This is a genomic window from Actinoplanes sp. NPDC051859 (genome assembly GCF_044452725.1).
Classification (GTDB): Bacteria; Actinomycetota; Actinomycetes; order Mycobacteriales; family Micromonosporaceae; genus Actinoplanes.
This window is the reverse complement of the sequence record NZ_JBITBX010000012.1, coordinates 62,955-82,454: the sequence shown is the minus strand read 5'-3', so window position 1 is coordinate 82,454 and position 19,500 is coordinate 62,955. Positions and strand designations below refer to the sequence as shown.

The window sequence follows — 19,500 nt, the reverse complement described above, 5'->3', positions numbered from 1 at the left end:
CTTTTTTGAAACCTGCCCCGGGCGGGGCCGGATGTGCTAGCGGGCGACCTGGAAGCTCACCGTGTCGGCGCCGATGCTGTCCAGGGAGACCTGCAGGCCGCCGACGTCGATCGCCTGCTGGCCCTTGGTGAGCTGGATCTGTTCGCCGGCCACCTCGAGGGTGACGGTGTTCTGGTCGGCGCTGACGAACTTCGCCTCCACGCCCAGCACTTCGGCGCTGGCGTTGACGGTGCGGTCGATGGTGACGGTGCACTGGTCCAGGCCGCAGGAGACGTTGTCGCTGCTGCACCCGGTGAGCAGGGCCAGGCCGAACGCGGCGGTGAACAGGGCGGCAAGCGGGCGTCCCACAGTCTTCGTCACGTGATCGATTCTACGGTGCCCGCGCGAGCCCGGATTCCCGCAGGTCCCGGGCACATTTCGCGCAAGTGCAGAGGGGCCGCGCGTCCCACCCCGGGACCGGGCGGGACGCGCGGCCGATCAGGCAGCGAGTGCCTGTGCGGTGCGGTCGGCGACGGGTAGTCCAGCAATGATCTCAGCCGCGGCGACGCCGCAGGCTCGAGTGGCGCCATGAGTGGCGACGTGCACACCGCCGCTGACCGCCACCGGCACGCCCATTTCGACCACAATCGCATCCGGCCGCACGGCCAAGGTCTGGCGCAGGGCCTCGGTGACCCAGGGGTGCCGGTGCGCATCGCGGACCACGAGGACCAACGGCCGGGCGGCGGTCCCGGCCAGGACCCGGGCGGCCGGGTCGGGCACGCCGTCGAGAGAGGCGGCGTCGAGCCGGACCGACGTCGTGCCCGGCAACAGCCGTGACAGTGGCGCACCGACGCCCCACGGCGTTTCGGCCCCGATCGCGATGTTGCGGGGCGGCGCGAACTCCACGACGTGCGGCGCGACGGTGAGGGGAAGCTCTGGCGCGTACCGGGTGGTGGTCACCTTGACGGCGCGCCGGGCCGCGGCCAGTCCCACGAGCGAGCCACCCGCTCCGGACCGGGGGTTGCCCACCGCCGGCCCCGACCCGGCCGCTGTCCAAGCGGCCAGCCCGCGGACCCGCGCAGCCGCGTCCCACAGCCGTTCCTCCGACAGCTCACCGGCCCGCACCGCGGCGACGATCGCGTCGCGGAGACGCAGGGCGGTCCGCTCGTCAGCGTGGTCGCCGCCCACACAGATGGCGTCGGCTCCCGCGGCGAGAGCCCGGACCGTAGCGCCCTCGAGGCCGTAGGCGCGACGCACACCCTGCATCTCGATGCCGTCGGTGACGATCAGCCCGGCGAAGCCGAGTTCCTCGCGAAGGAGGCCGGTCAGGATGCGCCGGCTCACCGTGGCAGGCTGATCCGGGTCGTACGCCGGGACCACCAGGTGACCCGTCATGATCGATTGCACGCCAGCGGCGATGGCGGCACGGAACGGCACCAGCTCGCACTCCGCCAGACGCTGGTGGTCATGGGTGATCACCGGAACGTCGTGGTGCGAGTCGATGGCCGTGTCACCGTGGCCCGGGAAGTGTTTGGCGCACGCCGCCACCCCGGCGGACTGCAACCCGCGGATCCAGGCGGCGCCGTGCCGGGCGACCAGATGGGGGTCGGCGCCGAACGCGCGTACCCCGATGACCGGGTTGTGGGGGTTGTTGTTGACGTCGGTGTCCGGGGCGTAGTTCAGGGTGACGCCGGCCTGAGCCAGCTCGATCCCGAGGTCGCGGGCGACCGCCTCGGTCAGGTCCGGGTCGTCGACGGCACCGAGTCCGAGGTTGCCGGGCCGGGAGCTGCCGTGCCGCGATTCGAGCCGGGTGACGTCGCCGGCCTCCTCGTCGATGGACACGATGACGTCGGGCCGTTCGGCGCGCAGCTGCGCGGTCAGGGCCGCCACCTGCGCGGGCGTCTCGACGTTGCGGGCGAACAGCACGACACCGCCCAGCCCTTCGGCGAGCCGGCGGCGCACCCAGTCGGGCGCCGTGGTGCCGGTGAAACCGGGCTGCAACACCGTGGCGGCAAGTTCGGGCAGTTCGCCAGAAATCGGCATGAGTGCGGATACCTCCGGTGACGATCAACGGACCCATCGTCTCCCGGATCCCCGATTCAGTCAACAAACCTTCCTATTGCACCCGGTACGCTCCGATCCGTGTCGGGAGTCGATTGGTCCGAGGTGCACGCCGTACGCCTACTCGGGGTCGCCCTCGGAGCGCTGATCCTGCTCTGGGCGATCAAACGCATGTTCGGCGGCAAGTAACCGGGGTATCCCGCCGGCATGCGAATCGGATACTTCCTGTCCAGCGAGGAATACACCCCCGCCGAACTCATCGAACAGGCCAAAGGCGCCGAACGCGCCGGCTTCTCGGCACTGTGGATCTCCGACCACTACCACCCCTGGGTCGACGCCCAAGGCCAGAGCGCCTTCGTCTGGTCGATCATCGGCGCGCTGAGCCAGGCCACCACCCTGCCCATCACGACCGCCGTGACCTGCCCGACCGTCCGCATCCACCCGGCCGTCATCGCCCAGGCCGCCGCCACCAGCGCGGTCCTCACCGGCGGCACGTTCCGGCTCGGCGTCGGCACCGGCGAAGCCCTCAACGAACACATCTTCGGCGACGCCTGGCCCGAAGCCGAGATCCGCCTCGACATGCTCGAAGAAGCCATCCACATCATGCGCGAACTGTGGAAAGGCGGCGTGGTCTCCCACCACGGCAAGCACTACACGGTGGAAAACGCCCGGGTCTACACGCTGCCCGAACAGCCGATCGAAGTGCTGATCTCCGGCTTCGGACCCAAGGCGGTCGACCTCGCCGCGCGCATCGGCGAAGGCTTCGTCAGCGTCGCGCCGGACGCCGAGATGGTGCAGCGCTTCCGCTCCGGCGGCGGCAACAGCCGTACCTGCCAGGGTGGCTTTAAGGCAGCGTTCGCCACCAGCGAGGAGGAGGGGGCGCGGATCGCGTACGAGAAGTGGCCCAATGCGGGAGTGCCCGGCGAACTGTCCCAGGTGTTGCCCTCGCCCAAGCACTTCGAGCAGGCATCCCAACTCGTCACCCAGGACATGGTCAAGAAGGCCTTCGTCTGCGGCAACGACCCGGAAGCGCACCTGGCGATGATCGACACCTACGCCAAGGCCGGCTTCGACGAGATCTACGTCGCCAACTCCGGGCCGCACTACCAAGGCCTCTTCGACATGTACGCCCACAGCGTCCTGCCGAAGCTGTAGGCGTTTCGGTGTCGACCCGCCCAGGCACCATGGCCGCTCGATGAAGATCCCCGTCTACGGGCCACGCCTGCGCAGGGTCGCCCGCAAACACTTCGGCTGGCCGTCGCTGCGCCCCGGCCAGTTCAAGCCCATGCGGGCCGTCCTGCGCCGCAAGGACGCCCTGGTCGTCCTGCCCACCGGGGCCGGAAAATCGGCGATCTACCAGATCCCCGCCGTCCTGCTGCCCGGGCCGACAGTGGTGATCTCACCGCTGCTGGCCCTGCAGCAGGACCAGATCGCCGCCCTCAACGACCGCAACGACCCCAAGCTGCGCGCCGTACGCGTCAGCAGCGCCGAAACGCCGGCGCAGCAACGCGAAGCCATCCAGGAACTCCGCGAGGGCCGCGCCGAGTTCCTCTTCATCACGCCCGAGCAACTTGCGGACCCGGAGCGGCTGGCCGAAGTCAAAGCCCTCCGCCCCGGCCTGGTCGCCATCGACGAAGCACACTGCATCTCCGCGTGGGGCCACGACTTCCGCCCCGACTTCCTGTCCCTGGGCCACCTCGTCAAAGGCCTCGGCCGCCCACCAGTGCTCGCCCTGACCGCCACCGCCTCCCCGCCGGTGCGCGACGACATCATCGAACGGCTGGGCCTGCGCAAGCCCGAGATCCACGTGTCCGGACTGGACCGGCGCAACCTGTTCCTCGAGGTCGCGTACTGCCCGGACGAGGACTACCGGTGGCGGCGGCTCACCGCACTGCTGGACGAGGTGTCCCGGCCCGGCATCGTCTACGTCGCCACCCGGCGCGCCGCCGAGGAACTGGCCGACCGGCTTACCAGCGCCGGCTACGCGGCGGAGTTCTACCACGGCGGCATGGCGGCCGGGGTCCGCAAGCAGCGGCACGAAGACTTCACCGACGACAAGATCGAGATCATGGTGGCGACCTCCGCCTTCGGCATGGGCATCGACAAGCCCAACATCCGCTGGGTCGCCCACGTCGCCCTCCCCGACTCCCCCGACAGCTACTTCCAGGAAATCGGCCGCATGGGCCGCGACGGCGAACCCGGCCGCGCCCTCCTGCTCTGGCGCGCCGAAGACGAGGCCATCCAACGCTTCTTCACCGGCGGCGCCCCGGATCTCGCCGAACTACGCGAGCTAGCCGCGGCCCTCCGCGCCGGACCAGCCACCAAGACCGCACTCAAAGAAAAGACCGGCCTCGGCCCCCGCAAGCTCGGCCAGTTCCTCGGCCTGCTGGAACAGGTCGGCGCCGCCACCGCGGGTCGCGGCAACACGTGGACAGTGCCGGTCTTCGCGCCCCTGCCCGCCGCTGCGGCTGAGGCTGCAGTCGCGCTGCACGAGCGGCAGCAGGTCGTCCAACGCTCCCGCACCGACATGATGCGCGGGCTCGCCGAGACCCGCGCATGCCGGACTCAGACGCTGCTCGCCTACTTCGGCGAGGAGGTGAAGAAGCAGTGTGGACACTGCGACAACTGCGTCGAGGGTGTCGCCGAAGAGGTGGAAGAAGCCACGGGTGACGAGCCGTTCGCCGTACACAGCACCGTCCGCCATCCGGAATGGGGTCCCGGCATGGTGATGGGCTACGAGGAGGACCGAGTCACCATCCTCTTCGAAGAGGTCGGCTACAAGACCCTCTCCGTCCCCGTCGTGGTGGAACAAAATCTGCTCACCACGCAATGACCGGCTGTCCCGTCAGGGCTTGTGCTGCGCCCACTTCTTACACTCCGCGCCGTATTGCCCCTCGCGACTCCCGTCCTTGTCGATCACCCGGTCGGCTAGCCACCGACCTTCCCCCTCAGCGGTCGGGACATGCTCAACGACATAGGACTCCAAGTTTGCCCGTCCTTCTCGAATCGGGGGATTCTTCTGCTCGGCTTCGTTCCAATAGCCGAGGTCGGTGCAGAACGTCACTGTTGACTGGTCCGCGCCAGCCTTCTCGACACCCATAACCTTGACCCAGATCGGACCAATCGACGGATTGTCCGGGGTCGCCGTCGCGAACGGCGCCAAGAACTCGTTATAGAACCGCTCCGTATAGACGAACTGGCCGATTGGAATAATGGTCACCCAATCGGTGGCGCTCCTCTCCCAGTAGAGGAAGACCAAACCGCGCCGAGCCGCAAGGACATCGTCAGCCTCTCGGACGTCAGATTGGTCCCAGGTAATTGGCAGCTTATCGGTCCCGTTCATTGGCAGCTTCTGGACCGCCTCTTCGAAGGTCATGGCAGGCGCGGTAGGGCTGGCCGGCGCTGCCGACTGCACGGGATTGACGACTGGCGGCTCATTACTGGTGCAGCCAGCCGCCATGAGCCCAAGCGCCAAGGCGAAAGCTGTCGGCGCGAGCATCCTCATTCGGGAGCCTTCCCATACTGCGAGTAGAAGAGGTTTCTCGCCCACTCGTGACCATTCTTGTAGGAGTTTGCGGCTTGGGTTGCGGCGTTCTCCACCGTGCTCTGCCCCTGCTCGGCCTTGTAGCGTTGCCACTCCTGTATATCTCGCTCGTTCCACTCAGTCAGAGGCTTGAGGTGACCGTCCGGGATGAACCGCTCGGGTAAGTCGGGAAGCTTGCCGCTGTAATAGAGCGAAGCCTCGGTGAGGTCGACCATGGTGGTGCGGCTGGCGCCGAGCATGGTGCCGACGTCGTAGTTGACCTGGCCCTGGTTGTCGACTTTGGCATTCTTTTCGAGATCGTCCATGAAGTCGCCGACGAACCCGTTAGCCAGGTCGCTACCGCCCGGAACCTTCGCGGTCGCCGCGCCCACGGCTCCTTCGACCAACGGACCGATGATCTTGTAGCGGTTCTCGATGTCCTTGTTGTACTTCTCATCCAGATCGGCGCTGGTTGCATGCTGCGCCGCGGCTGCCCCGAGATCGAGGGCGCCCAGGACGCTGCCGTAGTTGTGTGAGATGTTTTCCATTGAGCGCAAGTTGGCGTCGAGGTCGTCGTTCGGATTCTGCCGACCAGAGAGGACGTGGTCGTACATTCCGGCGGCATAAATCGCCTCTGCGGTAGCGACAGACCGGTGTGCACCCTCGTCCTTGCCCAGGTCAGCGATAAATCGGGTGAGGTGGGTCTGGTCGACGCTAATCTGTCCGCTGACCACTGTCTGCCCAGGGGAAAGGTTGGCGTTCACGTCTGAGATGTACGCCGCCATGATGTTGCCCATGGAGTCGCGGAGCTCCGGTTTAATAAGGTCGCTCTTGGTGAAGTCGGTGGTCTTGCTGCCCTTTTCCCCCTCCCCGGGCGGGCGCTCGCCGTTGGCGTAGCCCTTGGCCTGTTCGTCGACGTTGGTTTCGTAGACGATGGCTTCGACGAGGCGGCGGGCGTCTTCGCCGGGGTGGTCGGTGGTGGCGTGTTCGAGGGCTTTGCCGAAGTTTTCGAGGGCGCCGTTCTTGTAGTCGCCGCCGTGTTGCATCAGCTCGGTTGTCCAGGCCGGCCCGCCGGGGATGTCGGCCTTCGGGTCCCAGTTGCGGTCGGTGAGCAAATAGTCGAGCCGGGGCAAGCGACCGCCTTCGGGGGAGTCGCCGCCGAAGGTTCTGGTGTTGGTGAGGAGGTCCTGGGTGCCGGCGCCGTTGTGGGACAGGCCGTCCATGAGGGCGTTCACCGGGTCGTAGCCGGCCGGGGTGGTGTTGTCGTCGTGGCCTTGGGTCCAGTCCAGGCGGAGGTCTTCGCTGCGCATTTCGGTCCAGAGGGCGCTGTTCTTGCCCTGCTGCATCTCGAAGTCGATCATGTCTCCGCCGACCATGGAGATGAACTTGGGGTCGAAGTCACCGTGGTGCAGCAGTGGGCCGAGCAGCTGGTAGCCGTACACGTCTTCCACATAGCGGCGGGGACTGGACGGGTCACCGATGTCCATTTTGCTGCGGCCGGCGACCATCAGATCGGCGACCCACTGGCTGGGCAGCTCGTACTGGCCGGGGACGTACATGTCGCCGCGCGGGCCGGTTCTGGTGCCGCTCGGCTCGGTGGCGGTGTCCAGCATGACGCCGAGGCCGAGCTGCAGGTCGCGCACCATGTCGGCGGTGTCGCGGTCGAACAGGAAGCCGTCTTCTTCCTTGCCGACGAAGTCGAGCTGGTAGGTCGCCAGGGTGCCGTTGAGCTGGAGCAAGCCCTGGGGCCCGAGCATGTCGAGGAGCTCGAAGGCGAAGGCCTTGTTCTTGCCGTACAACGTGACCAGGTCGCGCAGCTCGTCGAGCTCCGCGGCGGTGGGCTGATAGTTCGGGTCTTTGAGCTTCTGGGCCAGTTCCTCGGCGCGGGAGATCGCGCCGGCGGGGCGGGCTCCGGCACTGTTCTGGGCCGACGGGGTGGCGGCTTTCAGGATTCCGGCCGTCTGGTCGTCCTGGGCCCGGGCCCGTTCCACGAGCGTACGCAGGTCGTTGAGCAGCGCCCCGGTCTCTCGGCCGGTGCGATCAAGGTTGCCGCCGGTGTAGGCCGATGCTGGCGCGGTGATCGTGCCGGCCGCGGTGTCCACGGTGTAGCCGGCCTGCCGGGCCGACGCGATGATCTGTTCGGCCTGGTGCCGCAGCGCTTCCATGGCGTACCCGTGCAGCTGAAGTTGGTCGCCGATGCTTTTCACCGGGCCGTGGGCACTGCTCACGCGGGTGCACAGCGTGCCGGCTTTCGCGACCGCCGCCTGCGAGCCGGCGCCGCTGGGCCACGCTTCCGGGAGGTCGCGGGTGCTGCGGAACAGTTGTTCATCGGTGTGGTCGATGCTGTCGGCGAGGCGCTTCCAGGTGTCGGCGGCGGCCTGCCAGGGAGCGGCTTGCACGCTGAGCAGATCCTGCAAGGTCAGTTCGCTCATGATGGCCGGCTCTTTCCGGCATCTCGGAGTGCGCGGGCACCGGCCTGATCAGTGGCCTGGTAGTCCTTCGCCGCGCCGGTGAGGTTCACCGCCAGGGCGTCGAGTTCCCGGTGCAACTGACGCAAGTCGGTCGACCAGCTCTGCGCCACGGACTGTGCCGCCGCTGCGGCGGCGGAGCCGGGTTGTGGGGGCGGTGCGAGCCCGGAGCCGGCGGCCTGCTCCGCGAGCCGCAACGCGGTGGCAGCTTCCTCCACCTTTGCCGCGATGCTGTGCAGCAGCCTCGCATCCACTTCCAGTTCTGGTTGCATGACTCCCCCGTCGACACGTGCTTCGCCCACGAACGATAGTCGACCACCGCGCGGCGCGACTGTCCGCGACTGCACCCTGACCATTCGTCATACATCGATGCCGTCAGACCCTCGTGCGAGGGACAGGGCTCGGGTGCGCTTCGATGATGTTGGGTAATAGACCCTGCGTGCCCTTCGTCGAGGGAACCTGGTCGCTGACAGAGAAGCGAGGACATTCGTGACGGACGAACCGTTGTACGCCCAGTTCGGGTTCACCGATGCCGAATGGGGGTTGCTTGTCGGCCTGCCCCAGTCGGTGCTGACCGCGGCGAGCGTGGCAACCCACGACAGCGCCCGCAAGACTCGGCAGGAGACCGCCGCCGGCCTCGACCAGATCGCCGATGCCCGCGCGTCGGCGAGCCCGCTCGTGACCGCGGTCGCGGGTGCGGTGCTCGACGCGACCGGCGACCCGGACCGTGGCGAGGAACTGCCCGCCATCGAGCCGGCCGACCCGGTCGGGTACGCCCAGGACGTGGTCACCCGGGCCGGGGAGGCGGCTGCGCTGTTGGCCGCGAAGGCTCAGCCCGCCGACGCCGAGACGTACAAGCATTGGCTGGTGGAAATTGCCGAGAGTGTGGTCGGCGCCGCCTCGACCGGTGGTGTGTTGGGTATCGGCGGCGACCAGGTCACCGAGAATGAGCGCGCATTCCGCGACGAGTTGGCGAAAGCTCTCGCAGGCTGACGGGCTTGACCCGCGGCGTGCCCGAGCACGCCGCGGGAAGGGCTCCCAGCGGTCAGGCGACGGCTTCCGCCGCGGGAACGGCTCCCAGCGGTCAGGCGACGGCTTTCGCCGCGGGAACGGCTCCCAGCGGTCAGGCGACGGCTTCCGCTTCGGAGGTGCGTCGGCCGGACACCGTGTCGTAGACCGCGCCGACCTGGGAGGCGACCCGCTTCCAGGAGTACGCCTGCCGGGCCCGGTCGAGCGCCGCTGTCGCGTACGCAAATCTGCGGACTTTGTCGTTGACCAGGCGGCGCAGTGCGCTACCGAGGGCGCGCGGGTCGCGGGCCGGAACGAGGTCGCCGGTGAGACCGTCCACGATGGTCTCGTTGATGCCGCCCACCGGGGTGCCCACCACCGGAACGCCGCAGGCCATGGCCTCCAGCGGGGCGAGTTCGAACTGTTCTTGCCAGGGTGCGGCGACGAGCAGGTCGGCGGAGCGATACCAGCCGGGCATGTCCGTGGCAGGCACGCCGCCGACGAGCCGGACCCGGTCGGCGACCTGGCAGCGTTCGGCGAGGGCGCGCAACTTCTTCGCCTGCGGGTCGGTGTCGAGTTGGGCTGCGGGCGGGCCGCCCACGACGACGCATTCGGCGCCCGGCACGTAGCGGAGGGCTTCGATGACGTCGCCGAAGCCTTTGCGTTCGACCAGCCGGCCCACGCTGAGGATGCGGGGGCGGTCGGGATCGCGGTCGGCCGCCGGGCCGTCCGGGGTGAAGCGGTCGCTGTCGACGCCGGCGGGGACGACCGTCAGCCGGGACCGGGGCACCCCGATCCGGACCAGCCCGCGCAGCTCGTCCTGGCTCTGCGCGACCACCCGGTCGACGGCCCGGCCGAGCGCCCGCTCGTAGCCGGTGCGGGAGGCGCCGGGGCCGCCGGGCTGCTCGCCCACGGCGATTTCGTGGAAGGACTGGACGACGGGGACGCCGATCTCCTTCGCGGCGGTGACGGCGGCGAGGCCGCTGGTCCAGAAGTGCGCGTGCGCCACGTCGGGCAGCCAGTCGGTGTCGTGCCAGTCGGTCCGCAGCCATTTCGCGAAGTCGCCCATGTGCTGGAGCAGTTCGGCGCCGGCCAGAGCGTGGGGCGGGCCGGCGGGCACGTGCAGCACCCGGACGCCGCTCGGGAGCGCGACCTCGGCGGGCAGGCTCGGGTCGTCGCGCCGGGTGTAGACCCGGACGTCGTGGCCGAGCTCCGCGAGCGCCGCGGAAAGCTCGGCGATGTGGCGCCGTTGAGCGCCGGCGGGAGCGTCGCCCGCGGGCAGCGGGCTCGCCTGCTCGGAGATCATCGCGATACGCAACTGGTCCTCCTGGCGACATCGTGGTTCCGGGAGAAGACCGGAGTCGAGAGGGCGATACGCGGAGCCTTGTTGCCCGGGCCCCCCAAGCGTAAACATCGGCTGGTGGGGTATGTCGGGCTCGTGGCTATCGTGCAGCGTATCGTCCCGGCCCGCCCGGATCAGGTGTTCGCCGTCCTCGCCGACGGTTGGAGTTACAGCGACTGGGTTGTCGGCACCGTGCACATCCGCGACGTCGACGCGAACTGGCCGGATCCGGGCGCACGGCTGCACCACAAGGCCGGGCCGTGGCCGCTGTCGCTGCACGAGAGCTCCGAGGTGCTTTCCTGCGTGCCGGAGCGGGAGTTGACGATCCGGGCCGGGCTGTGGCCACTCGGCGAGGCGCACGTCCGGATGCTGCTCGAGCCGGTCGACGGCGGTCGCAGAACCCGGATCACCATGGAGGAGACCTTCCGCGCCGGGCCGCTGCGCTGGGTGCACACCAAGCTGAACGACCTGGTCCTGCACCGTCGCAACATCGAGTCGCTGCGGCGGCTGTGCGATATCGCCACCCGAGAGAAGAGCCACGCGTGACCCAGCGCATCGTGATCACCGGCGCCAGCGCGGGCGTCGGCCGGGCCATTGCTGTGGCGTACGCCCGCAGGGGCGCCCGCATCGCGCTGATCGCCCGGGGGCGCGCCGGTCTCGAGGGTGCCTCGCTGGAGGTCCGTGCTGCCGGCGCCTGCGACGTCCGTACCTATCGGGTCGACGTGGCGGACGCGTCCGGGGTGCAGGACGCCGCCGATGATGTGGTGGCCGCCTGGGGCGGCATCGACGTGTGGGTGAACGACGCGATGGCCTCGGTGTTCGCCCCGGCTTGGGAGATCACTCCGGACGAATACCGCCGGGTCTCCGAGGTCAACTTCCTGGGTACGGTGCATGGCACGCTGGCCGCCCTGCGCCATATGCGTCCGGCTGGGCACGGCGCCGTTGTCCAGATCGGCTCGGCGTTGGCGTACCGGGGAATTCCGCTGCAGGCGGCCTATTGCGCGTCGAAGCACGCGATTCAGGGCTTCAACGATTCGCTGCGTGCGGAGCTGCTGCACGACGGCGACCGGGTCAAGCTGTCGATGGTGCAGCTTCCGGCGGTGAACACCCCGCAGTTCTCCTGGGTTCGCACCCGGCTGCCCCGCCACCCGCAGCCGGTGCCGCCGATCTATCAGCCGGAGGTGGTGGCCCGGGCCGTGCTGTGGGCCGCCGACACCGGCAAACGCGAGGTCAACGTGGGCGGTCCGACCCTCAAGACGCGGCTGGGCAACATCGTCGCGCCCGGCTTCCTGGACCGCCTGCTGTCCAAGGACAAGCGCGGCTATCAGGGTCAGCAGACCGACGAGCGGATCGATCCGGCCACCTGGCAGGACAACGTCGACAAGCCGGTGGACGAGCACCGCGACTTCGGGGCGCACGGCATCTTCGACGACCAGAGCCGGACGCGTTCGTTCGCGCTCTGGGCGACCATGCACAAGCCCCTGGTAACCGGCGCGCTGAGCGCGGGACTAGGCCTGGCAGCGGTCGGCGTTCTGCGGCGCCGCTGACGAAACCCCTGCTAGTGGTAGATCGCGTTGTGCGCCGCGTCGATCACGGCCTGGTAGGCGCGGCCGGTCACCCGGCGGTTGCGGGACAGCGCCGCACGCGCCGCGTTCGCGCCCGGCGCACCGTGCACGCCACCGCCCGGGTGAGCCGAGGCGCTGGCCAGGAACAGCCGGTCAACGGGCGTGTCCGCGCGGCCCAGCCCGGGGATCGGCCGCAGGAACAGCTGTTGGAAGGCGGCGGCCGTGCCACCGCCGAGCGCGCCGCCGACCAGGGACGGGTTCTCGGCCTCCAGGTCGGCCGGGGAAAAGACGTTGCGGCCGACGACCAGCCGCCCGAAGCCCGGAGCGTGCTCCTCCAGCACCGCCTCGATCCGAGCGACGTGGGCCTGGATCTCGTCAGCTTCCCAGTGCGCCCGGTGCGGCAGGTGGGTGTACGCCCACACCGATTCCGTCCCCGGCGGCGAGTGCGAGGCGTCGGCCGTGGTCATCTGCCCGAGCAGCAGGAACGGGTGCTCGGGCATGGCGTTGGTGGCGAGGTGTGCGGCGTACCGGGTGAGGCCGTTGAGGTCTGCGCCCAGGTGGACGGTGCCGGAGCCGGCCACCGCCGGGTTCTTCCACGGCACCTTGCCGTCGACCGCCCAGTCCACTTTGACCGTGGCACCGTCCCAGCGGAAGAACTCCAGGTCCTCGGCGAAGCGCGCGGGCAGCCAGCGGCTGCCGACCAGGTCGAGGTAGAGCGAGGGGGCGGGCACGTCGGCGAGCACCGCCCGGGTGGCCCGCCAGTTGCGGCCGTCGGCGCTGCGTACGCCCAACGCCCGCCCGCCCGCGACCAGCACCCGCGACACCGGGGTTTCGTAGTCGATCCGCCCGCCGCGGTCGAGGAGCCGGTCGACGAGCGCGCTCGTGATGCGCTGGGCGCCGCCGACGGGGACCGGCCAGCCGACCTCTTGGCCGAGCATGGCGAGCAGCCAGCCGTACACACCGCCGCCGGCTTCCTCGGGTGACAGGTCGGTGTGCAGCGCGCAGCCGGCCAGGGCAAGTTGTGCGCCCTCGCCGCGGAACAGTTCGGCACCGAGTTCACGGACCGACAGCACCAGGCGCCGGGCCAGCCGCAGCGAACCCCCCACGCCGAGCGTACGGGCGAGGCCGAGCCCGGATCGCACCGGCGGGAACGGCGTGAAGAGCACCTTCAGCATGTCGGCGGAGACGTCGCGCCAGTCGTCGTACGCGTGCTTCCAGCGTTCTCCGTCGCCGGCCGCGAACTGCTCCATCGAGGCCATGGTCGTGGCGAGGTCACGGTTGACCGTGGCGGCCCGACCGTCCGGCAGCAGGTGGGTGAACACGTCGGGGGCGTGCGTCCAGTCCAGGCCGTACGCGCCCAGGTCCAGCCCGTGGAGCACGGGCGAGGCGAAGCCCAGGGGGTAGAAGGAGCTGAACAGGTCGCTGAGGTAACCGGGGGCGGTGACGTATCCGGACCGCACCGCGCCGCCGGGATGCGGGGTCGCTTCGAGCACCTGCACGTCCCAGCCCGCGTCGGCGAGCAGGTTCGCTGCCACGAGACCGTTGTGACCCGCTCCGATGACGATCGCGTCCGCTCGTTCCACGCGCCGTCCGGTACCCGTCCTCGTTTGCGGCAAACCCACCTCGGGTAGTGACCAATGTGCATTCAGTGACGGATGGGAGCCCGGAGCCGATGACTGCCGCCACCACCCGCCCGGATGTGACACCGTTGCCGCGCGGCTTTCGCGATCTGCGCTGGTCCACCTGGCGAGGCGTGCTGTGGCGCAGCGTCAACGGCTACCTCGACGACGACTGCGCCGATCTGGCCGCCGCACTGACCTACAACGCCGTCCTGGCCGTGTTTCCGGTGGCGATCGTGGTCGTCGCCCTGGTCAATCTGGTCTCCGATGGCCGCACTGCGGTGACCACGATCATCGGCATCCTGGAGGATCTCGGCGCGGGTTCGGTGGTCGGCAACGACAGTTTCCAAGCCGTCCTGGACGCCATCATCATCGACCAGGGCTCCCCCAAGACCTTGCTGAGCTTCGGTCTGGTCGGCGCGCTGTGGTCGGCGTCGGGCTTCGTCGGCGTCTTCACCCGTGCCTCGAACCGCATCTACGGGGTCCAGGAGGGCCGCCCGGTGTGGAAGTTGCGGCCACTGCAGATCGGCTTGAGCGCTGTGGCGCTGGTCCTCATGGCGGTGGTTGCCCTGGGGCTGGTGGTGAGCGGACCGGTGGTCGACGCGGTCGGCAACGCCCTGCACGCCGGTAGCACCGCCCGGTTGGCCTGGTCGATCGGCCGCTGGCCGGTGCTGGTGATGATCCTCATGCTGTTGCTGTCACTGTTGTTCTGGATCGCTCCGAACGTCCAGCAGCCGCGGTTTCGCTGGCTCACTCTGGGCGGCGTCGTGGCCCTGCTGGTCTGGGCCCTCGCCTCCTTCGGCTTCGGCCTGTACGTCGCCAACTTCGGCTCGTACGACGAGACGTACGGCAGCCTCGGCGCGGTCATCGCCTTCCTGGTGTGGCTCTATCTGTCCAACTCCGCGTTGATGCTGGGTGTGGAGATCAACGCAGAGGTGCAGCGCGGTCGGCAGCTGCAGGCGGGCAAGCCCGATCCGGAGCCGGCGCTACCGCCCAAGGAGCCCGCGGACGACGACCGGGCGGTTTAGCGCTCAAGGCTCCGGGAACCCCTTGCTCAGGCGGGAAAGCCACTAGGAAGGGAAACACCGTGAGTACAGTCACCGAGTCCGTTGACGTCGACGTGCCGGTACGCACCGCGTACAACCAGTGGACCCAGTTCGAGGAGTTCCCCCGGTTCATGGGCGGCGTGACGGAGATCCGCCAGATCGACGACAAGACGACCCACTGGAAGACGAACATCGACGGCGTGAAGCGCGAGTTCGACGCCAAGATCACCGAGCAGCTGCCGGACGAGCGGGTGGCTTGGACCACCATCGAGGGCAGCAAGCAGGCCGGCGTCGTGACGTTCCACCGGCTTGACGAGACCCACACCAGGGTCACCTGCCAGATGGACTTCGAGCCCGACGGCATGGTCGAGCAGGCCGGCGACCTGTTGGGCTTCCTCGACCGCCAGGTCAAGGGCGACATGAAGCGCTTCAAGGAGTACATCGAGGGCCGCGGCGGTGTCGAGACCGGCGCCTGGCGCGGCGAGGTGGACCGCCCGCAGCCGTAGGCAGGTCGGATCAGCCGTGCAGAAAGCCGCCGGTAGCCCGGCGGCTTTTCTGTGCCTAGCCCCAGACAGTCACGCTGCCCACGGCTGCTTCCGCATCGACCAGGTAGCGGTTCTGGGCGGCGCTCCAGCCGGGCGGGATGACGGCGGTTCCGGGCATAGCCCGGGTGCGGTCAGCCCACGGGACTGCGACGAGGTCCGCGCCGCGCCGCAGCCGCAGCTTGACCGCCGTTCCGGCGGGTACGGCAACCGCCAGTTCGCCGACCGAGCCAGACAAGGCGATGGGCACTGCGCCGCTCGGGGCGGGAAGCCGCACGCTGACCAGTCCGGCGCCCGAGCCCAGCTCGAGCCGGCGGACGTCGCCGGCCGCGAGGTCCAGGTGCTGCTCCCCCGCCCCGGCCGGGAGCCGCAGATCCCAGCGAACTCGCCTGTTCAGCAGGACCTCCACCGTGTCGGGGCCGTCTGCCCCGGTCGGCACGAGGGCGAGCCGGACCCGGCCGGGGGCGCCGGTGACCTGAGGGGCGAGGCCCGAGTCGGCCGGAGTGGTGATGCGATAGAGCAGGCCCGGCAGCTCGGTCAGCCGTACCTCCACCCGGGAGGCCGCATCCCGCACGCTGAGGTAGGCCGCGTCGCGGCCGTGCAGCGGACCGGCTTGAACGTGCGGTTGCGGCCCGTCGTCGGCGGGGACCTGTCGGGCGCCGAGCGTCGTGGCCGGGGAGCAGGCGGCGAGCGTCAGGACGATGAAGGTAGCGGCGGACCAACCTAGAGTTTTACCCACGAAAGGTATAAACGCCAGAAAAAACATCAAAGCACTCTTGACCTTGGGAAGCGCAGCGGCGAGCTGGCGAAAACCCGCCAGACAAAACGCTGTGACCAGCGAAAACACGTCGAACCTACCGACTGTGGACCGGGGGAAACGCTGCGCAGTTGGCACCATCGGACAACCCTTGATCGGCCGAAAGGGTGACGGCGAACCGCCCGAATCCGGCCAGACTGGCCGGATGCGATCTGCCGGTTTCCTCTCCGAGCGTCAGCGCCGTCTCGCCTGGGTGGGCTTTCTGCTTGCCGCGTTCCAGGCACCGGTGGCGGCATCGCTCATCGACGACGCCTCCTGGCTCTTCGCGGTCGTGGTGGCGCTCCTGGTCGCCACCGTGATCATGGCCGACGACGCCCAGCGGCGGCGCCCGCAGGCCGAGGTCGAGTAGCCACCCTCACGGAAGGGCCTCGTGCCCCGCCCGCCCTCGGGTCCGGCGCAGTTCCTTCAGCTCGGCCTCGTACACATGGCGGCGCCCCTGGGCGAACTCGTCCCGGGCGTCCCTTTCCAGCTCCCGGAACTCGGTGTAATAGCCGTCGTCGAACTCCTCCACCACCTGGAAAGTCCAGCGGCCGGGCAGCACGTTGCGGCCGATGAGCTCGTGCTGGATCCGCCGAGCGAACTCGGGATGGCCCGCACGCTCAAACAGCGCCACCGCATCGTCGAGCTTGAAGTCGGCCTCGCCGATGAGCTGGTGCACCGAGTAGAGGTGGCCGCGAACCCGTTCCACCATCTCCAGGGCCTCGCTGAGCTTGCCGAGGGCTTCCACCGTCGCGCCGTCCAAGCCGGGCGGGCGGCGGTGTGCCTCGTCGGGACCGTCAGTCATGTCCGGCCAGTTCCCCGCCCGGCCCGGGTTCAACCGACCTGCACCAGCGAGCGACCCGTCGGCTACCCCAAGCTCCATAACGTTTCCTCTCATGAATGGTCTGTTCAGCGGCGCTGCCGCCCGTGCTGCCCTCAAGTCCGCTCACGCCTGCCTCGCGGAGCTGATGACCACCGTCGGCGTCAGCGGCCTCGACGCCGTCGCGCAGTCCCCCGGCCTGCTGGCCGCCGTCGACCAGCACGAGGCGGGCATCCGCGACAGCCTCTCGACCGACGTGCGCCCGCTCACCCCGGTGATCCTGGCGGCGTACGCCGAGGGTGTCCGGGACGCGGCCTTCAAGCACGGCTGGCGTCCGCCGGTCGGCGACATCGACTGGGCCGGCGACGACTGGGTGCTGACCCGCCTGCTCGCGGTCTGCACGCTGTCCCGCACGCTGCCCGCCTCCCGCTGACCGCTCGCCTCATTCCGTAGGGCCACACCGACCGTTCCGGGCCGGCGCCGCATCTGGCGCCGGCCCTCGTCATTCTCCGGCGCTCGCCCATGAGTACCAGGCGCGTCGGACGTCCGTACAGTGCCACCATCGTCCGAATGGCGGAGGCGGGCTACGCTCAACCCATGGTTGGCATGGGCAGCCCTTCGGCGACAGCGCTCCCCGCGCAGAGCGGAGAAACGGTGCCCAGCGTCCCTGACTGCGCCGAGCTCGTCCGGTCCCACCCGTGGGAGAGCACCCCGCTCGGCCCGATGGCGAGCTGGGATCCGGTCGTCCGAGCCACCGTCGAGGTCGTGCTCTCCTCCCCCGTCCCGATGGCACTGGCCTACGGCGACGACCACCTCCTGATCTACAACGACGGGTACGCCGAGGTCATCGGCGCCAAACACCCGGCAGCGCTGGGCTGCCCTGCGGCACACGTCTTCGGCGACCAGTGGCACGCACCCGGCATCGGCGGCGTGATCGACGGCGTCTACCGCACCGGACGCCCCTTCCTCGAGGCCGAGGCCCAGGTGGCCGTCCCCCGCGGGGCCCAGGTCGAACAGGCCTCTTTCACCCGAGGGCACTCCGTGGTCCGCGACCGCAGCGGCACCGTCGTCGGCGTCCTCACCGTGGCGGCCGAGACCACCCAGGTCACCCGACGGCTGCAGAGCTTGGGCGAGCTGACCGCCCGGCTGGCCGCCACCCTCACCATCGACGACGTGGCGCGGGTCGTGCTGGCGTACGCCATGGACTCCTTCGACGTGGACCACTGCGTGTTCGCGGTCGACGACGGCGCAGAGTTCCGCTACGTCCGGCGTATCCGCGGCGAAATGGTAGACGAGGTCGACGAGCGGCTGCCCCCGCTGTGGAAACGCATCGGCGACGACCCGCAGGCCCCGATGGTGGTCGCCGCGCAAACCGGCCGCCCCTCGTTCCAGTCCGACGGCGCGCCGCTGCAGCACGTGGCGACGGACCGACACGAACGCCGGGTCCGGGCCCTCGCCGCGATGCCGCTGCGCACCCCGTCCCTGCACGGCGCCCTGACCATGGGCTACCGCGCCGCGCACACCTGGCTGCCCGCCGAGCGCGCCCTGCTGTACGCCGCCGCCGAGCTGGTCGCCCAGGCGGCGGAACGAGCGCGACGCTTCGAGGCCCAGCACGGCACCGCCCAGCTGCTGCAGCGCAGCATGCTTCCGGAGCACCTGCCCGAGCTGGACCGGTTCCGGATCGCCGCGCGCTACGACGTCGGCGTGGACGGCAACGCCGCGGGCGGCGACTTCTACGACGCGTTCGAGCTGTCCGGTGGTCGGCTTGCCATGGTCCTCGGCGACGTGGCCGGCCACGATGTCCGGGCGGCAGCCGTGATGGGCCAGGTCCGCGCGGCGCTGCGAGCGCTGGCGCTCACCGAACCGGCGCCCGGCACGGTGCTGGCGGGGCTGGACCGGCTCGTGGGTTCGCTCGGCGCGGAGTCGCGCAACGAAGAAATCTTCGTGACCGTCGTGTACGGCGTGTTGGACCAGAGCGACGGCACGATCACGCTGGCGAGCGCGGGCCATCCCCCGCCGGTGTTGCGCCGGGCCGGGCGGGACGGGCCGACGGCCGACCTGGTCGCCGTGCCGCCAGGGGCACCGCTGGGGCTGGGCGGTTCCTGGCAGACCAGCACGATCGTCCTCGAGCCGGGCGACACGATCCTCATGTTCAGCGACGGCGTGGTCGAGCGCCGGGGTCGCACCCTGAGCGCCGGCCTGGCCGATCTGGTGGCGGCGGCTGCCGCGGCGCCGGGCGGCGATCCGCGCAACCTGTGCTCGCTGGCGACGTCGGCCGTGCCCGGGCGTACGGATGACGACGTCGCGGTTTTGGCCGTCGAGCGGGCCATGGCGCAGAGCCGGGCAGCAACGATGCAGGTCCCGGCGGAGCCGACCGGACCGAGCCGGGTCCGGCAATGGATGTCGGCCCGGCTGCGCGAGTGGGCGGTCCCGGAGCCGGTGATCGGCGCGGCGATCTTGTGCACCAGCGAGCTGACCACCAATGCGCTGCTGCATGCGGGCACGCCGGCGCAGGTGCACATCGACCTGAGCCCCGAGCGGCTGCTGGTGTCGGTAGCCGATACGGGCACCCGGGGCAGTGTCACCCGCGCCCACACGGACACGATGAGCAGCCGGGGCCGCGGCCTGGGCTTGATCGAGGAGCTGAGCGACGCGTGGGGCACCGACCCCTCCGTCCGCGGCTCCACGGTCTGGTTCGAGATGGTCATACCCCCGGCATAACGGGGTATCC

19 protein-coding genes are annotated in these 19,500 nt (G+C 69.7%); 10 read left to right on the top strand and 9 right to left on the bottom strand.

Annotated features, from left to right (window positions below):
• Positions 1–36: 36 nt before the first annotated feature.
• Positions 37–360: a hypothetical protein gene (locus ACIA1L_RS26955; RefSeq protein ID WP_396075757.1), complete on the bottom strand. Its 324-nt coding sequence runs from the start codon at positions 358–360 to the stop codon at positions 37–39.
• Between the two features lie 117 nt (positions 361–477).
• Positions 478–2,022, bottom strand: coding sequence for a glycoside hydrolase family 3 protein (locus ACIA1L_RS26950; protein WP_396075755.1), 1,545 nt, complete (start codon positions 2,020–2,022; stop codon positions 478–480).
• A 225-nt stretch (positions 2,023–2,247) separates the two neighbouring features.
• Here ACIA1L_RS26950 and ACIA1L_RS26945 point away from each other — a divergent pair, with 225 nt between their 5' ends.
• The gene (locus ACIA1L_RS26945) at positions 2,248–3,195 is read left to right on the top strand and encodes a TIGR03557 family F420-dependent LLM class oxidoreductase (RefSeq protein WP_396075754.1); all 948 of its coding nucleotides are present in this window, start codon (positions 2,248–2,250) and stop codon (positions 3,193–3,195) included.
• A 40-nt stretch (positions 3,196–3,235) separates the two neighbouring features.
• Positions 3,236–4,873, top strand: a complete 1,638-nt coding sequence (locus ACIA1L_RS26940; protein ID WP_396075753.1) for a RecQ family ATP-dependent DNA helicase — start codon at positions 3,236–3,238, stop codon at positions 4,871–4,873.
• A 12-nt stretch (positions 4,874–4,885) separates the two neighbouring features.
• On the opposite strand, the gene ACIA1L_RS26935 is transcribed toward ACIA1L_RS26940, so the two are convergent.
• From ACIA1L_RS26935 to ACIA1L_RS26925, 3 genes are all read right to left on the bottom strand, one after another.
• Positions 4,886–5,416, bottom strand: coding sequence for a hypothetical protein (locus ACIA1L_RS26935; RefSeq protein WP_396075752.1), 531 nt, complete (start codon positions 5,414–5,416; stop codon positions 4,886–4,888).
• A gap of 125 nt (positions 5,417–5,541) precedes the next feature.
• Entirely contained in the window at positions 5,542–7,995 is a 2,454-nt protein-coding gene (locus ACIA1L_RS26930; protein WP_396075751.1) for a hypothetical protein, read from the bottom strand.
• A complete protein-coding gene (locus ACIA1L_RS26925) occupies positions 7,992–8,303 on the bottom strand; it encodes a type VII secretion target (protein WP_396075750.1) in 312 nt (103 codons plus the stop codon). The genes ACIA1L_RS26930 and ACIA1L_RS26925 overlap by 4 nt, the downstream gene beginning before the upstream one ends.
• Before the next feature lie 217 nt (positions 8,304–8,520).
• Between ACIA1L_RS26925 and ACIA1L_RS26920 the strand changes: the two genes are divergently transcribed.
• The gene (locus tag ACIA1L_RS26920) at positions 8,521–9,024 is read left to right on the top strand and encodes a hypothetical protein (RefSeq protein WP_396075749.1); all 504 of its coding nucleotides are present in this window, start codon (positions 8,521–8,523) and stop codon (positions 9,022–9,024) included.
• A 130-nt stretch (positions 9,025–9,154) separates the two neighbouring features.
• Here ACIA1L_RS26920 and ACIA1L_RS26915 read toward each other — a convergent pair whose 3' ends face one another.
• Positions 9,155–10,357: a glycosyltransferase gene (locus ACIA1L_RS26915; RefSeq protein ID WP_396075748.1), complete on the bottom strand. Its 1,203-nt coding sequence runs from the start codon at positions 10,355–10,357 to the stop codon at positions 9,155–9,157.
• A 120-nt stretch (positions 10,358–10,477) separates the two neighbouring features.
• Here ACIA1L_RS26915 and ACIA1L_RS26910 point away from each other — a divergent pair, with 120 nt between their 5' ends.
• Both ACIA1L_RS26910 and ACIA1L_RS26905 read left to right on the top strand, forming a co-directional pair.
• Positions 10,478–10,927, top strand: a complete 450-nt coding sequence (locus ACIA1L_RS26910; protein ID WP_396075747.1) for an SRPBCC family protein — start codon at positions 10,478–10,480, stop codon at positions 10,925–10,927.
• Positions 10,924–11,928 (top strand): SDR family oxidoreductase, encoded by a 1,005-nt coding sequence (locus ACIA1L_RS26905; protein ID WP_396075746.1) that lies wholly within the window; start codon positions 10,924–10,926, stop codon positions 11,926–11,928. Before ACIA1L_RS26910 ends, ACIA1L_RS26905 begins: the two co-directional genes overlap by 4 nt.
• Positions 11,929–11,939: 11 nt before the next feature.
• Here the strand turns inward: ACIA1L_RS26905 and ACIA1L_RS26900 are convergent, their stop codons facing one another.
• Entirely contained in the window at positions 11,940–13,529 is a 1,590-nt protein-coding gene (locus tag ACIA1L_RS26900) for a phytoene desaturase family protein (protein WP_396075745.1), read from the bottom strand.
• Positions 13,530–13,618: 89 nt separating this feature from the next.
• Between ACIA1L_RS26900 and ACIA1L_RS26895 the strand changes: the two genes are divergently transcribed.
• Together ACIA1L_RS26895 and ACIA1L_RS26890 are read left to right on the top strand one after the other, a co-directional pair.
• The gene (locus ACIA1L_RS26895; RefSeq protein WP_396075744.1) at positions 13,619–14,593 is read left to right on the top strand and encodes a YihY/virulence factor BrkB family protein; all 975 of its coding nucleotides are present in this window, start codon (positions 13,619–13,621) and stop codon (positions 14,591–14,593) included.
• A 59-nt stretch (positions 14,594–14,652) separates the two neighbouring features.
• A complete protein-coding gene (locus ACIA1L_RS26890) occupies positions 14,653–15,117 on the top strand; it encodes an SRPBCC family protein (RefSeq protein ID WP_396075743.1) in 465 nt (154 codons plus the stop codon).
• Between the two features lie 55 nt (positions 15,118–15,172).
• Here ACIA1L_RS26890 and ACIA1L_RS26885 read toward each other — a convergent pair whose 3' ends face one another.
• Positions 15,173–15,892: a hypothetical protein gene (locus tag ACIA1L_RS26885; protein WP_396075742.1), complete on the bottom strand. Its 720-nt coding sequence runs from the start codon at positions 15,890–15,892 to the stop codon at positions 15,173–15,175.
• Positions 15,893–16,115: 223 nt separating this feature from the next.
• Here ACIA1L_RS26885 and ACIA1L_RS26880 point away from each other — a divergent pair, with 223 nt between their 5' ends.
• A complete protein-coding gene (locus ACIA1L_RS26880) occupies positions 16,116–16,319 on the top strand; it encodes a hypothetical protein (protein ID WP_396075740.1) in 204 nt (67 codons plus the stop codon).
• 6 nt (positions 16,320–16,325) lie between these two features.
• Here ACIA1L_RS26880 and ACIA1L_RS26875 read toward each other — a convergent pair whose 3' ends face one another.
• Positions 16,326–16,754 carry a hypothetical protein gene (locus ACIA1L_RS26875; protein ID WP_396075739.1) on the bottom strand — a complete coding sequence of 143 codons (429 nt, stop codon included), beginning with the start codon at positions 16,752–16,754 and terminating at the stop codon, positions 16,326–16,328.
• A gap of 91 nt (positions 16,755–16,845) precedes the next feature.
• On the opposite strand from ACIA1L_RS26875, the gene ACIA1L_RS26870 reads away from it, so the two are divergent.
• Both ACIA1L_RS26870 and ACIA1L_RS26865 read left to right on the top strand, forming a co-directional pair.
• Entirely contained in the window at positions 16,846–17,202 is a 357-nt protein-coding gene (locus tag ACIA1L_RS26870) for a DUF6401 family natural product biosynthesis protein (RefSeq protein ID WP_396075738.1), read from the top strand.
• 164 nt (positions 17,203–17,366) lie between these two features.
• Positions 17,367–19,490: a SpoIIE family protein phosphatase gene (locus ACIA1L_RS26865; protein WP_396075737.1), complete on the top strand. Its 2,124-nt coding sequence runs from the start codon at positions 17,367–17,369 to the stop codon at positions 19,488–19,490.
• Positions 19,491–19,500 lie beyond the last annotated feature (10 nt).

Coding starts and splice junctions, on each gene's coding strand:
- ACIA1L_RS26940 (WP_396075753.1), top strand. CDS start 3,236: ATGAAGATCCCCGTCTACGGGCCACGCCTGCGCAGGGTCGCCCGCAAA.
- ACIA1L_RS26935 (WP_396075752.1), bottom strand. CDS start 5,416: ATGACCTTCGAAGAGGCGGTCCAGAAGCTGCCAATGAACGGGACCGAT.
- ACIA1L_RS26945 (WP_396075754.1), top strand. CDS start 2,248: ATGCGAATCGGATACTTCCTGTCCAGCGAGGAATACACCCCCGCCGAA.
- ACIA1L_RS26925 (WP_396075750.1), bottom strand. CDS start 8,303: ATGCAACCAGAACTGGAAGTGGATGCGAGGCTGCTGCACAGCATCGCG.
- ACIA1L_RS26895 (WP_396075744.1), top strand. CDS start 13,619: ATGACTGCCGCCACCACCCGCCCGGATGTGACACCGTTGCCGCGCGGC.
- ACIA1L_RS26865 (WP_396075737.1), top strand. CDS start 17,367: ATGGTTGGCATGGGCAGCCCTTCGGCGACAGCGCTCCCCGCGCAGAGC.
- ACIA1L_RS26880 (WP_396075740.1), top strand. CDS start 16,116: ATGCGATCTGCCGGTTTCCTCTCCGAGCGTCAGCGCCGTCTCGCCTGG.
- ACIA1L_RS26930 (WP_396075751.1), bottom strand. CDS start 7,995: ATGAGCGAACTGACCTTGCAGGATCTGCTCAGCGTGCAAGCCGCTCCC.
- ACIA1L_RS26875 (WP_396075739.1), bottom strand. CDS start 16,754: ATGACTGACGGTCCCGACGAGGCACACCGCCGCCCGCCCGGCTTGGAC.
- ACIA1L_RS26950 (WP_396075755.1), bottom strand. CDS start 2,022: ATGCCGATTTCTGGCGAACTGCCCGAACTTGCCGCCACGGTGTTGCAG.
- ACIA1L_RS26870 (WP_396075738.1), top strand. CDS start 16,846: ATGAATGGTCTGTTCAGCGGCGCTGCCGCCCGTGCTGCCCTCAAGTCC.